This window comes from Pseudomonas sp. GW531-T4, assembly GCF_017349615.1.
Taxonomy (GTDB): domain Bacteria; phylum Pseudomonadota; class Gammaproteobacteria; order Pseudomonadales; family Pseudomonadaceae; genus Aquipseudomonas; species Aquipseudomonas chlororaphis_I.
Genome location: NZ_JACMZT010000011.1, coordinates 71,752 through 85,227, shown reverse-complemented (window position 1 = coordinate 85,227; position 13,476 = coordinate 71,752). Strand labels below are relative to the sequence as shown.

Here is a 13,476-nt window from a genome sequence, read left to right as displayed (position 1 = left end):
GCAGGTAAATCCCCATGGCCCGAGTTCGCCACAAACGCAAGCCGGTTGCCGAGATGAACGTGGTGCCCTACATCGACGTGATGTTGGTACTGCTGGTTATCTTCATGGTGACCGCGCCGATGCTCAATCAGGGCGTGAAAGTCGATCTGCCCAAGGTTTCCAGCGAAGCCTTGCCGCAGGACAACAACACCCAGGTCCTGACCATTTCGATCAAGGCTGACAAGACCTACTACTGGAACCTTGGCAGCGAAGTCGACACCGACAAGCAGATGGACAAGGCCATGACCTTGCCGCAGATGACCGACGCCGTGACCAAGATCATTCGCGCCGGCAATGAAGGCGGCAAGCATACCCAGGTGTTCATTCGCGGCGACAAGTCCGTTGACTACGGTGCCGTCATGGGCGCCATGGGCGGGCTGCAGAAGGCCGGCGTCGGTAACGTTGGCCTGATTACCGAGGCGCCCTGATGCAGCAACAGCGAGAGCCGTCCGCCTCGGAAAGCTACTTCTGGCCTAGCGTGTGGGCAATTGCCCTGCACGTTCTGGTGTTCGGCATGCTGTTCGTCAGTTTTGCCATGACGCCGGAGTTGCCGCCGTCCAAGCCGATCGTCCAGGCGACCCTGTATCAGCTGAAATCGAAAAGTCAGGCGACCACCCAGACCAATCAGAAGATTGCGGGAGAGGCGAAGAAATCCGCCGCGCGCCAGACTGAAGTCGAGCAGATGGAGCAGAAAAAGGTCGAGCAGGAAGCGGTCAAGGCTGCGGAACAAAAGAAAGAAGAGGCTGCTCAAAAAGCCGAGGAAGCGAAAAAGGCCGACGAAGCCAAGAAAGCGGATGAGGCGAAGAAGGCTGATGAAGCCAAGAAAGCCGACGACGCGAAGAAGGCTGCGGAAGCGAAAAAGGCTGAAGAGAAACAATTGGCTGATATAGCCAAAAAGAAAGCCGAAGAAGAAGCCAAGAAAGCCGCCGAAGAAGAGGCCAAGAAAAAGGCCGCTGAAGAGGCGAAGAAAAAGATAGTCGAAGACGCGAAGAAGAAAGCCGCGGAAGACGCCAAGAAGAAAGCTGAAGCAGACGAGGCGAAGAAGAAGGTCGCCGAGGACGCGAAGAAGAAAGCCGCCGCCGACGCAGCCAAGAAAAAGGCTCAGGAAGCAGCGCGTAAATCCGCCGAAGATAAAAAGGCCCAGGCCCTGGCTGATTTGCTTTCCGACACGCCGCAGCGTCAGCAGGCCTTGGCGGACGAGCAGGGCGACGAAGTCGCGGGCAGTTTCGACGATCTGATTCGTGCTCGTGCGGCGGAAGGCTGGGCTCGTCCTCCTTCGGCGCGCAACAACATGACTGTCGTGCTGCAAATCGGCATGTTGCCGGATGGTACGGTGACTTCCGTGTCGGTGGCCAAGTCCAGCGGCGATGGTCCGTTCGATGCCTCGGCGGTAGCTGCGGTCAAGAACATTGGACGTTTGACAGAAATGCAGGGAATGAAGCCGAGCGATTTCGCTCCGTATCGTTCATTCAAGATGACATTCACACCTGAGGATCTAGCCTTGTGAGAAACCTTCTTCGAGGATTGCTTGTCGTTATTTGCTGTATGGCAGGGATAGCGACAGCGGATGAAAAGAACATTCTGGTCACCAGTGGCAGTGACCGGGCCACGCCCATCGCCGTAGTGCCGTTCGGTTGGCAAGGGGGCAGCGTGCTGCCCGACGACATGGCTGAAATCATCGGCAACGACCTGCGCAACTCGGGTTACTACTCGCCGATTCCAAAGCAGAACATGATCAGCCTGCCGACCCAGGCCAGCGAAGTCATCTACCGTGACTGGAAGGCCCTGGGCGCCCAGTACATCATGGTCGGCAGCATTGTCCCGGCGGGCGGTCGCCTGCAGGTGCAATACGCCCTGTTCAACGTCGCCACCGAACAGCAAGTGCTGACCGGTAGCGTCTCGGGCAGCGTCGACCAGCTGCGCGACATGGCTCACTACATCTCCGACCAGTCGTTCGAGAAGCTCACCGGTATCAAGGGCGCCTTCTCGACTCGCATGCTGTATGTCACGGCAGAGCGTTTCTCCGAGAAGAACACGCGCTACACCCTGCAACGCTCCGACTATGACGGCGCGCGTGCGGTGACCCTGCTGCAATCCCGTGAGCCGATCCTGTCGCCGCGCTTCGCGCCGGACGGCAAGCGCATTGCCTATGTGTCGTTCGAACAGAAGCGTCCGCGCATCTTCGTTCAGCACATCGACACTGGCCGTCGCGAGCAGATCACCAACTTCGAAGGCCTGAACGGCGCGCCTGCCTGGTCGCCGGACGGCCAGCGCCTGGCGTTCGTGCTGTCCAAGGACGGCAACCCGGACATCTATGTGATGAACCTGGGTTCGCGTCAGATCTCGCGAGTGACCGCAGGTCCTGGCATCAACACCGAACCGTTCTGGGGCAAGGATGGTTCGACCATCTACTTCACCTCGGACCGTGGCGGCAAACCACAGATCTACAAGACCAGCGCCGGTGGTGGCGGTGCGGAACGGGTGACTTTCGTGGGCAACTACAACGCCAACCCGAAACTGTCCGCGGATGAAAAAACCCTGGTCATGATTCACCGGCAGGACGGCTTCACAAACTTCAAGGTAGCTGCCCAGGATTTGCAGCGTGGCAACGTAAAAATCCTTACCGACAGCACACTTGATGAGTCGCCTACTGTTGCGCCCAACGGCACCATGGTAATCTACGCCACCCGCCAGCAGGGCCGGGGAGTCTTGATGCTCGTGTCCATTAATGGACGCGTGAGGCTCCCGCTTCCTACCGCTCAAGGCGAAGTCAGAGAACCGTCCTGGTCCCCTTACCTGAACTGACGCGGCGCTTTACGTTTTACTTAACACACTGGGGTTCATTAGGAGTTTCACGATGGAAATGCTGAAGTTTGGTAAGTTTGCTGCGCTGGCTCTGGCCATGGCTGTAGCTGTAGGTTGCTCCTCCAAAGGCGGCGACAACGCTGGTGAAGGCGCTGTTGATCCAAACGCTGGTTACGGCGCTAACACCGGTGCAGTTGACGGCTCCCTGAGCGAAGAAGCCGCTCTGCGCGCAATCACCACCTTCTACTTCGAATACGACAGCTCGGACCTGAAGCCAGAAGCCATGCGCGCTCTGGACGTTCACGCCAAGGACCTGAAAGCAAACGGCGCTCGCGTTGTTCTGGAAGGCAACACCGACGAACGTGGTACTCGTGAGTACAACATGGCTCTGGGCGAGCGTCGTGCGAAAGCCGTTCAGCGCTACCTGGTGCTGCAAGGCGTTTCCCCAGCTCAGCTGGAACTGGTTTCCTACGGCGAAGAGCGTCCAGTTGCTACCGGCAACGACGAGCAGTCCTGGGCTCAAAACCGTCGCGTCGAACTGCGTAAGTAATTCGTCATGCGAACGTGCCGTCGTGCTCTAACTGTCTTGGCTCTCAGCCTCGCGCCGCTTTCGGTGTGGGCTGCGGTTCCTGTGGTCGATAACAACTCGGGCTATAACAATAGCGGAGGCAGTTATCCGCCAGCGGGTTATGGCACGAACGGCGCCTATGCCGGGGGAGGGGTTTCGACCCCTGTCTCGGCACAGGGCGAGCTGTTCCAGCAACTGCAGCAAATGCAGGATCAAATCGCACGGCAACAAGGTGTGATTGAAGTACTGCAAAACGATATTGCGCGCATGAAGCAGGAAAGCCTGGAGCGTTACCAGGATCTTGATCGGCGCATTGGAGCGGGCGGTGCACCTGCCGCGACTCCTGATAATTCTTCTGCCGGTGGTGATGCAAGTGCCGCCGGTGCCGCTGTCGGGGCTGCCTCGCAAGCTCCAGCGGCAAGCAGTGAACCGGGCGATCCGGCGAAGGAAAAGCTGTATTACGAGGCAGCCTTCGACCTGATCAAGGCCAAGGACTTCGACAAGGCCAGCCAGGCTTTCGCCGCGTTCCTGCGTAAATACCCGAATAGCCAGTACGCGGGTAATGCCCAGTACTGGTTGGGCGAAGTGAACCTGGCCAAAGGCGACCTGCAAGGGGCCGGCCAGGCATTCGCCAAGGTATCCCAGCTGTATCCGAAGCATGCCAAGGTGCCGGACTCGCTGTACAAGCTGGCTGACGTAGAGCGCCGCCTGGGTCACACTGACAAGGTCAAGGGCATTCTGCAGCAGGTGGTGGCCCAATATCCGGGTACTTCCGCCGCCCAGCTGGCTCAGCGCGATCTGCAACGCATGTAATCGAGTTTGAGCTGTTTGGAAGAAACCCGCGCTTGCCGCGGGTTTTTTCGTTAGAATCCATGCCCTTTTTATGAAACACGCTTCCTGGGATTACCGTGTTTGCGGGATTCCTCGAGGTGCCTGACGGAGGCGGACAGCCTGTTTAGCTGTTACGCCCGTGGCGACTATGCAAGACACATTGAGAATTACCGAAGTTTTTTACTCGTTGCAGGGTGAAACTCGGACTGCCGGCCTGCCCACGGTATTTGTGCGCCTGACCGGTTGTCCGCTGCGTTGCCAGTACTGCGACAGTGCCTATGCCTTCAGCGGCGGCACCATCCGCACCCTCGAGAGCATTCTCGAGCAGGTCGCCGGTTTCCGCCCGCGTTACGTCTGTGTGACCGGGGGCGAGCCTCTGGCGCAACCTAACGCCATTCCCCTGCTCAAGCAGCTGTGTGATGCCGGTTACGAAGTCTCGCTGGAAACCAGCGGAGCCCTGGATATTTCCGCGGTCGATCCGCGGGTCAGTCGAGTGCTCGACCTGAAGACGCCGGGATCGGAAGAGGTCCAGCGCAATCGTTATGAAAACATCGAGCTGCTGACGCCGAACGACCAGATCAAGTTTGTCATCTGTTCCCGTGAGGACTACGACTGGGCGGTTTCCAAGCTGATCCAGTATGGTCTGGAGCGGCGGGCGGGCGAGGTGCTGTTCTCGCCGAGCCATCACGACCTGAATGCACGCGATCTGGCCGACTGGATCGTCGCGGATAACCTGCCGGTGCGCCTGCAATTGCAGCTGCATAAATATCTTTGGAATGACGAGCCGGGGCGCTGATATGACTGATCAAGCACAGAAGCAAGTGGCCGCTGAAAAGCGTGCGGTAATCCTGCTGTCCGGCGGCCTGGATTCGGCCACCGTGGTGGCCATGGCCCGTGCCGAAGGTTACCGCTGCTACACCATGAGCTTCGATTACGGCCAGCGTCATCGCGCCGAGTTGCAGGCGGCCGAGCGTGTCGCTCGCGACCTGGGCGTGGTCGAGCACAAGGTGATCGGCCTCAACCTCAACGGTATCGGCGGCTCCGCGCTGACCGACAGCTCCATCGATGTGCCCGAGGCTCCGAGCGAAGGGATCCCCGTCACCTACGTGCCGGCACGTAACACCGTGTTCCTGTCCCTGGCACTGGGCTGGGCGGAAGTGTTGGGCGCGCGGGACATCTTCATTGGTGTCAACGCCGTGGACTATTCGGGGTACCCGGATTGCCGTCCGGAGTTCGTCGAGGCCTTCGAGCGCATGGCCAACCTGGCGACCAAGGCCGGGGTAGAGGGGCAGGGATTCCGTATCCAGGCACCACTGCAGAACCTGAGCAAGGCCGATATCGTCAAGGCAGGCGTCAAGCTCGGGGTTGATTACGGCCTGACCGTGTCCTGCTACCAGGCCGATGATCAAGGGCGTGCCTGCGGCAAGTGCGACAGCTGCCGTCTGCGTGCAGAAGGTTTTGCCGCGGCCGGTGTCAGCGACCCAACAGCTTATTTTTGATTTTTTTCATATTGGGTGTTGAATTCTTTTTATAAATCAGTATTATACGCGCCACCACACAGCGGGTCGTTAGCTCAGTTGGTAGAGCAGTTGGCTTTTAACCAATTGGTCGTAGGTTCGAATCCCACACGACCCACCATTTTCTAGCAGTATTTAAAATCCGAAAGGCCCACGAAAGTGAGGATTTTCGGGTTTTTTTTTGCCTGCAGAAAAGAGGGGGCGGGGCTGGAAGGTGTTCAAGGTACAACAGGGGCCTCTAAGGTCTACGTACTTGTGATGGTTCTACCGCGCTTCTGTCGGCCCATACCGCCCATGGCCCTTCAAGATCTTGTGGCTTCAGCATTCTCCCCCTCATGAAGGGAGCACAGGCCACTACCCATCCATGTCGTCTCACATGCACGAACGCGTTGCGACGATGCGTGCCTGCACCAGACCCGATGCCATTCGGCCACTCAAAGGCCGCGATCGGACAGCATCCGGTTCGATACGAAAAAGCAGAATACATGCCACATGCACCTACCAACTCTGGTAGTTGCCGGTGCTCAAGAATGCCCGAATGATGATCCGGCCGCTCACTCGTCCTTATCAATGACTCAAACAACGCTCGCCGGCACGCGGGTGACAAGGTCGAGCGTTCCGGCACGACGCTCACTTCATGTCACAGGACGTTACGGGAGACAGAGTTATGTTGGATATCGGAACCTCGGATACCTTGAAGTACGATTTCGGCGGAAGGTCATACACGATCCAGATTTACAAGGACAATCAGGACGCGAAAAAGTATTACATCGTTCCGCAGCCACAATTCGCGATCGCCACGAGCGGTCTGCCGGAATTCTCGCTGCAGCAGTTCACGAATGGCGCGGGCGTTTCCGGACAGTGCAATTTCCAGACTGTGCTGCAAACTCCGCCGGGGGCCATCGAGGCCGTGCAGCAGAAGTTCGGCAGCGACGTCCGGATCGGCGGCTGGGACTGGACTCTCGGTACCACTTGGTTCAACTACCAGTATCCCGACAAAGACGGGCAGATACACAGCTATTCGGCGGTGGCCTGGCCTTCTCTGGCGCCGACCACCGGTGATATCGGGCAGGCGAGTGCCCGTGCGTCGTTCTTGATCTCCCTGCCGGACCAGGCCGCGGTCGCGGCGTTCATCACCGCGTTCAGCAGCCCGGGTGGTGGTGGCACGTACGATGTCCAGTACCAGATGCACGTGCCGGGATCGTTACCGGGCGTGACGGTCACGATTGGATTCGACTCGAGCGTCGCCTATCAGTACGAGCAGACCATCCAGGTCGACAAAAACGTCTGGGGTTCGGAAACCAGCCGCACCGTCGAAATCAATCAGTACCTGAGCCAGTCGCAGTCCGGCACGATCGATTATATCTGGGGCAAGATCGACCCGATGTCGGCGCAGGGGCAGGCGATCACCAACTGGGCTCAGCAAACCCTGCAGAATGCCGTCACCCAGTCCGTCAACGCGACCATCGCGATGATGCAGACGAACAATCCATCAGGAAACGACTACTCCTTCAGCATGAGCCAGGTGAGTTCGTTCTCGTACACCTACTCGCAGAACACGGTGGTCGATTGGATTGCGCAGTCGTCGAGCCTGCTGCCTGCCTTCCCGGCGGATGTGTGGGATCGGGTCTACAAGGTGGTCGACTACACCCCGCTCTCGGTCGTGTTCCAGCTGACCAACGTCGACCTGATCAGCGCCGGGGTCGCCTCGGTGCAGGTTCTGGTGCAATCGCCGTCGGGCAACGACTCCGCGACCCTGACCAAGGACAACACCAGTTGGCCCTTCAAGCGCCCCGCGGTCAGCAATCCGGATGGCTCGCCCAACCTGCGCTATTCGTACAAATACATCGTTACCTACACGGACAAAACGTCGTATGAGTCGCCGACGATCCAGGGCGACGCCGCCGCCGTGGGAGGCGCGAGCGTGACATTCACTGCCGGTTCGCTCGCAGCGCTGGCCGTTACGTTCCAGACGTCGGGCATCCAGTTTGGGACCTCTGCGCAATCGGTGCGGCAAGTGCAAGTCGACTTCGTATTCGTCAATACCAACGTGGCACCCGGCCAGGCGGCAGAGGCCAAGACGCTGAACTATGTGTTCTATGCGAACGAGGAAAAGTGGCCCGTATCGTTCCTGACCGCGCTCCCTTATACGACGAACTACACCTACTCGGTGATCTACGTCATGGGCGACGGTTCGCGCGTGTCCCTCGCGCCCAGCCAGCCAACCAACCAGAACTCTGTGCAGATCGGATCCCCGCTGGCCCTGCAGCAGGTCACCCTGTATCCGGTATGGACGCCGGGCATGGAAAACGTCTATGTATCCGCGTACTACGTCGATCCGGACAACAGCATTTCGGTGCAGGGCAATGTCTGGCAGGTCGACCAGAAAGGCGATCCGATCGACCCGTGGAAATTCCTCGCGCCGAACAACAAGAACGCCTACTGCGACGTGACGGTGCAATACGTAGACGACGGCGAAATCATCGGTTACCCGACGCCGTGGTACGTGCCGCAGCGGCAACCGATCAACGTTACCGCAAAGCAGACTCCGACCATGGTGACCATCGATCCGTCGCTGATCCAGTGGAACCTGTATGACATGGTCAAGATCGACATCTACCTGCTGAATGCGACCGGGCAACCGATCAAGCAGCACCCGTTCCAGTTCCTCAAGGGAACGGGCAGTCAGTACTACTCGTTCATGCTCGACGGGCAGGAGCCCAGCCTGACCTGGTACTACTCGGGTGCCTACTATCCGAAGGACGCAGCGCCAGTCGTCATCCAGCAGACGAAGATGACATCGGCGTTGCTCGTGCTGCCAAGGACATGGAGCGAGAGGCAGGTGCTGGCCAACGAACGGCCCTACCTCGTTCCGCAAGAGCATGCGCACGCGATCGAGGCAGCTCACCTTCGTCTGATCACGGGCGTCAACGTGGCCAGAGAGGAAGCGCTCACGAGTGTGAAATAACGTGCGCCACCGCCCGGCTTGCGCCGGGCGGACTGCAATGTCGCGGGGGCTGTTGCCCCCGCATTCCTGCACGCACTCATAGGTTCGGAGCCACCATGGCGAACATCCTCTATCGCATCGTCGGTCACGGGCTGGACGGGGATACCCCACCGCTCAGCTTGATCGTGCTGAATCTCGTTTATCTCGACACGGAGCACAATTACTGCGCGAACCACTGGTGCGCGCTCACCGCCGCGCATCCGGAGGACACGTGGCAGTTCGACCCTGGCCCCGCCACCGCCGGCGGCGTCCTGTATGAGGGCCAGCAATTCGGCCCCACCGGCGAAGCCACGCCGATTCCGCTCACGGTGGCCGACGGTACGACGATCCAGGTCGGCGCCGGCATTCCCGCCACCACCGCTGTCACCGTCACACCGCTGCTGATCGACTGGACCCGGGTCGCGCGCATCGACGTGGAGCTCGCCGGTCATTCGCTGACCTTCACCACCGCCAGCGCCACCGCCCGCTGGCTGTCGCTGCCGCCCGCAGGTTACCCATGGACGGCGACCTACACGCTGAACGACGACTCGACCTGGGTGCAGTCGGGCGCCGGTTCGACGCCGCTGCTGGTGCTACCGGCGCTGCCGCCCGTCACACCGGTCACTTTCTCGCCGGTCGCGGACTACTTCGAAACGCTGCCGATCGAATCGATCGCGCTGACCGTCGCCAACCCGGGCGGGGCGCCTGGTCACAACGTCTTCAATCCGGGCCGCACACAGCCATGGTCGACCGGCATCTTCCAGACGGCGATTTCCCCGGTCGCGTGGTGGCTCGACTACCACTATCGCTACGTCGTCACGTTCAAGCCGGAGGCGGGACTCCAGCCGTTCGACTCGGGCGAGATCGACGGGCTGGGCGCGACATCGATCACGCTCGACGAGGTCGGCATTCGCGACTTCGTCCTCGACGGCCAGATGCCCGCCCTCATCCAGAGCGTCAGCGTCCGCTATGAGTTCGGCGGGAATAGCGAGAGGAGCGCGCTGCCGGTGCGCCTCGTCGCGCGCAGCGACTATACGCCGGGTTCGTTCTCCTACTGGCTCGAGTACACGATCGCCGGCAAGACGCCGGACCAGGCCGGTCAGGAGACCGGCACCGTCATCCAGCCCGGCGCGCAGCCCGCCCTCGCGTTCGTCAAGGCCGAGTCTCCGTTGCAGGAGAAGTCGGTCACGTTGACCGCGCACAGGCTCGGCGTGGGGGATCAGGTGCAGCTTGCGCTCAGCACGAGCGAATCGGGCAACCTGGGTATCCCGTCATGGACATGGGCGATCCAGGGCTTCGGTCCGGCGGGTGTCACGCTCGACCGCGTCCATCCGTCCATCACGTACCGGTACATGGTGGTCGATCCGGATTCAGCCGCGACCAGCTTCGCGGGCACGCTGCAGGTCAACGATGAGCTCACGCCGTTCGATATCCCGACAGCCGCCGTCAGCGTGGACATCACGCCTCATACGCTGCCCGCGTCGGTCACGCTCGATCCATCGCGGATCGACTGGAGCGTGAACGAGCAGGTGAAGGTGACGGTAACGTTCACCAACCCGCCAGGCGACGGGCAAGACTTCACGTTCACCCGCGAAAGCGGCTACGAGTATGCAAGTAGCACATCCGTCGACGGTGTGACGCCGATCTACGATTACCTTGCCCTTTATTACCTGGCAGACGGGACGACGCGTATCGAGTCCGCGAACAATCAGACGAGCATGCTGCTGGTTCTGCCCCCGCGCGGCACCGGGCAGGGATAGCGCGATGGCCTGGCACCCGGCACTCGAGCGCACGCTGCAGATCGCCCGGCACTTTCACGGCAACGACGCGGAGCAGGCGCGTGCGCAGCTCCTGCGCCTGCTCGACGATCGGGTCCGGGCGGCCGACGGCTTCACGGGCAGCCTGCTGACCATGAGCGGCTTCCCGGTCGAGATCGCGTTCTCCACCGCTGACGATGCGTTGCGCTATACGTTCGACCCGGCGCTGCCCGGCAGCGATCCGCGCGGCAGGGTCGATGCCGCGCTCGGGCAGCTGGCGGCGCTTGGCGCCGCGCCGGTGCCCGCGTCCACCGTCGACGCGGTTCGCCGGCTCCAGGCCGGTCATCCGCTGCGCTTCGGCGCGTATGTCGGTGGGCGGCATCGCGCGGGGCAGTGTCGCACCAAGCTCTACTTCGAGGTGCCGAAGGATGCGGCGGCCGATGCCGACGCCTTCGCCGCCGAGGTGATCGGCCGGCCCAAGTCGCTTCCGGACAAGCAGCAGCACATCGAGCTGATCGGCGTGGACCCCGACTCGCAGCGCACGGAGTTCTACTCGCGAATCGAAGGCATGATCGCGCCCGACCTGGTCGCGCTGCTGGCGCGGGTGAATCTTGCGTCGCGCTACCGCGAACTCGTCGAGCTGTTGGGCGAATGCTGCGTCCTGCCGATCTGGCGCGAACTCCCGGGCGATCTGTACGGTTTCAGCTATTCGGTCTCGGCGCGTGGCGAGCCAACCGCGTTCACGCTCTACACCCACGCACGCGCGTTGTTCGGCGGCGACGGACGGACCCGTGCGCGGATCCTGGAGCTTGGCCGGCGCCACGGATGGGATCTGCGCTTCTACGCGCAATTGACGGAGCCGCTCGCCGCGCTCGACGACCCGACAACCCATCACACCATGTTTGGCATCACCCTGTACGGCGACGCCGGACTCGGCGTCACCTTTGGCGTTGCGCCGCCACTGGAGCCGACATGAGCGGCGTCCACCCGGGCGCCAGCGCAGCCGCGCTGGATGCGCTGCTCGCCGCGCAATCGCCCAGCGGTGCGTTCGGCTCCATCGTCGATCTGCCGACAGGCCCGGTCGCCGACGAGAACGGTTTCGTGACCGCGCTGGTCCTGCATGAGCTCTCGGCATGGCCCGCGACACCAGCGCTGGCCGCGGCACGCATGCGCGCGCTCGACTTCCTGGCGTGCTGCGAGCGGCCGGACCGGCGCGGCGCGTTCTCGTTCTATCCGCCCGATCGACAGCCGGAGTGGATGCCCATTGCGCTGTTGCCGGACGCCGACGACACCGCACTCTTCACCCTTGCGCTGGTCGACGGCGGCCGCTGGCCGGCGCAGCAGTTGACGCTCGCCGCGCGCCGGGTGCTCGAGGCGTTTCGCCTGAGGTGGGTCGCAGCCGATGCAAGGCCCTGGTATCGCGAAGGCGTCTATCTGACCTGGCTGGATGAATTGGTCTACCCGAACATCGTCGATCTATGCGTGAACATCAACGTTGCTGCATTGCTCAAGCGTGCGGGGCCTGAGCATGCCTGCGCACTGGCCGCGATCGTCGACATGGTGGATGCCGGACTCGCGTGGGCGGGCACATCGCCGCAGCGAGCGTTCCTGCTGACGCCTTACTATCCGCATCCGGCCGAACTCGGTCATGCGCTCGATCGCGCGATCCGCCTGGGTGTGACCGAGTTGCTGCCGTGCCGGGACAAGCTGCGGGACCTCGGCTGGTCGTACGCGGTCGATCCTGCCGGCTGGCCGCTCAATACCCCGGTCTGCAGTTCGGACGATGGGCGAATCGTCTGGCGTGCGCCTGTGCTCCAGCAAGCGCGGCAACTCTGTCGTCGCCCGTCAGCCATGACGGCTGCGTCATTGCTCGCAGCCACGACGCCAAGCCCTTAGTGAAGAGGGCGAGCCGTATTCCAGATCAAAGCAAGCTCGGGCAGCACGGCACGTCGCATTCTCCTCGAGCTACGCGCTCTAGCGGCGTAGTGAGCATCTGCGACACGCATAAGCGCGACTGGGGGTTGCGCAACATCGATGTGTCCGAGGGCCGCCGAATGAAAACGCATTTTGAGGCGGTGGGCATCAAGACCGCCATGGACCTGGCCAGGGCCGACCCAGTGGCACTGCGTCACCGGTCTGCTGGCGTGGCTTACAGCGGGGTCAGGACATTCATCACGGTGTCCAGGGCCACGCGGGTGTCGTCCAGTTGCACCAGCGAGGCGTGCCGGGCGCCGAGGGCGTCGCGATTCTTGATGGCGGTCAGGATCGCCTTGTGCCGGGGCAGGCTGAGGCGCTGGATGTCGGGGCGGCGGTTGGTGATGCTGATGGACTCGCGCAGCGGCAGCGACAGCATGTTGCACATGTAGGCGAGCAAGTCGTTGCGGGTGGCGTCGGCGATCGCCCGGTGAAAATCCAGGTCGGCCTGCAAGAGCTCCTCGTGGGTCTTGGCCGTCTCCATGGACTGGTAGGCTTTCTCGATCACCGCGATGTCCGGGTCGGTCGCGGTGGTGGCGGCCATGGCGGCGATTTCCGGCTCGAGGATGCGGCGCACGCCGGCCAGGGTGTTGAAGAACTCGCTGTGAGGCGTCGACTGCATCAACCAGGACAGCACGTCCGGGTCCAGCAAGTGCCATTTCGCCCGTGGCCGCACCACGGCGCCGACCCGTGGCTTGGAGTACACCAGGCCCTTGGCGCTGAGCACCCGGGTGGCTTCGCGCAGCACCGAGCGGCTGACCTGGTATTCCTCACACAGCGTTGCCTCCAAGGGCAATCTATCTTCCGGCTTGAAGCGTCCGGAGACGATGTGCATGCCCAGATCCTGAACGATCCGGGCATGCATGCTCTTACGGGGTTTGGAAGGCTGGTGATCCATAACAGGGAGGCTGCTCTGAAGAAATTGGCTGCATCATAACATCGCTCCCGTATCTATCAGGCGCTCCTGCATGCCTGGACCGGTGGGCGACAGGCCCGCAT

Annotated in this window: 12 protein-coding genes, 1 tRNA gene and 1 pseudogene; 13 read left to right on the top strand and 1 reads right to left on the bottom strand. The window is 61.6% G+C overall.

The window, feature by feature from the left end; all coding sequences use genetic code 11:
- Positions 1-14 precede the first annotated feature (14 nt).
- From tolR to J4D28_RS30425, 13 genes and pseudogenes are all read left to right on the top strand, one after another.
- The gene (tolR, locus tag J4D28_RS11510) at positions 15-467 is read left to right on the top strand and encodes a protein TolR (RefSeq protein WP_007931110.1); all 453 of its coding nucleotides are present in this window, start codon (positions 15-17) and stop codon (positions 465-467) included.
- On the top strand, positions 467-1,546 hold the full coding sequence (gene tolA, locus J4D28_RS11505) for a cell envelope integrity protein TolA (protein WP_007931108.1): 1,080 nt from the start codon (positions 467-469) through the stop codon (positions 1,544-1,546). The genes tolR and tolA overlap by 1 nt, the downstream gene beginning before the upstream one ends.
- A 38-nt stretch (positions 1,547-1,584) precedes the next feature.
- Positions 1,585-2,844 carry a Tol-Pal system beta propeller repeat protein TolB gene (gene tolB, locus J4D28_RS11500; protein WP_007931107.1) on the top strand — a complete coding sequence of 420 codons (1,260 nt, stop codon included), beginning with the start codon at positions 1,585-1,587 and terminating at the stop codon, positions 2,842-2,844.
- Positions 2,845-2,896: 52 nt separating this feature from the next.
- On the top strand, positions 2,897-3,394 hold the full coding sequence (pal, locus tag J4D28_RS11495; protein WP_003178634.1) for a peptidoglycan-associated lipoprotein Pal: 498 nt from the start codon (positions 2,897-2,899) through the stop codon (positions 3,392-3,394).
- A gap of 6 nt (positions 3,395-3,400) precedes the next feature.
- Positions 3,401-4,225, top strand: a complete 825-nt coding sequence (gene ybgF / locus J4D28_RS11490; protein ID WP_103331435.1) for a tol-pal system protein YbgF — start codon at positions 3,401-3,403, stop codon at positions 4,223-4,225.
- 166 nt (positions 4,226-4,391) lie between these two features.
- Complete coding sequence (gene queE, locus J4D28_RS11485) at positions 4,392-5,039, top strand: 7-carboxy-7-deazaguanine synthase QueE (RefSeq protein ID WP_103331436.1); 648 nt, start codon at positions 4,392-4,394, stop codon at positions 5,037-5,039.
- A gap of 1 nt (position 5,040) precedes the next feature.
- Positions 5,041-5,742 carry a 7-cyano-7-deazaguanine synthase QueC gene (gene queC, locus J4D28_RS11480; protein WP_016703389.1) on the top strand — a complete coding sequence of 234 codons (702 nt, stop codon included), beginning with the start codon at positions 5,041-5,043 and terminating at the stop codon, positions 5,740-5,742.
- A 63-nt stretch (positions 5,743-5,805) separates the two neighbouring features.
- Positions 5,806-5,881: transfer RNA gene (locus J4D28_RS11475), tRNA-Lys, on the top strand.
- 546 nt (positions 5,882-6,427) lie between these two features.
- On the top strand, positions 6,428-8,728 hold the full coding sequence (locus J4D28_RS11470) for a hypothetical protein (RefSeq protein ID WP_009050463.1): 2,301 nt from the start codon (positions 6,428-6,430) through the stop codon (positions 8,726-8,728).
- Positions 8,729-8,823: 95 nt separating this feature from the next.
- The gene (locus J4D28_RS11465) at positions 8,824-10,506 is read left to right on the top strand and encodes a hypothetical protein (RefSeq protein ID WP_016703391.1); all 1,683 of its coding nucleotides are present in this window, start codon (positions 8,824-8,826) and stop codon (positions 10,504-10,506) included.
- Between the two features lie 4 nt (positions 10,507-10,510).
- A complete protein-coding gene (locus tag J4D28_RS11460; RefSeq protein ID WP_016703392.1) occupies positions 10,511-11,479 on the top strand; it encodes a hypothetical protein in 969 nt (322 codons plus the stop codon).
- Positions 11,476-12,399, top strand: a complete 924-nt coding sequence (locus J4D28_RS11455; protein ID WP_103331526.1) for a hypothetical protein — start codon at positions 11,476-11,478, stop codon at positions 12,397-12,399. The genes J4D28_RS11460 and J4D28_RS11455 overlap by 4 nt, the downstream gene beginning before the upstream one ends.
- An 80-nt stretch (positions 12,400-12,479) precedes the next feature.
- Positions 12,480-12,638, top strand: a pseudogene (locus J4D28_RS30425) (DNA polymerase V subunit UmuC); the annotation flags it as partial.
- A 14-nt stretch (positions 12,639-12,652) separates the two neighbouring features.
- Here J4D28_RS30425 and J4D28_RS11450 read toward each other — a convergent pair.
- On the bottom strand, positions 12,653-13,375 hold the full coding sequence (locus J4D28_RS11450; RefSeq protein ID WP_009050459.1) for a FadR/GntR family transcriptional regulator: 723 nt from the start codon (positions 13,373-13,375) through the stop codon (positions 12,653-12,655).
- Positions 13,376-13,476 lie beyond the last annotated feature (101 nt).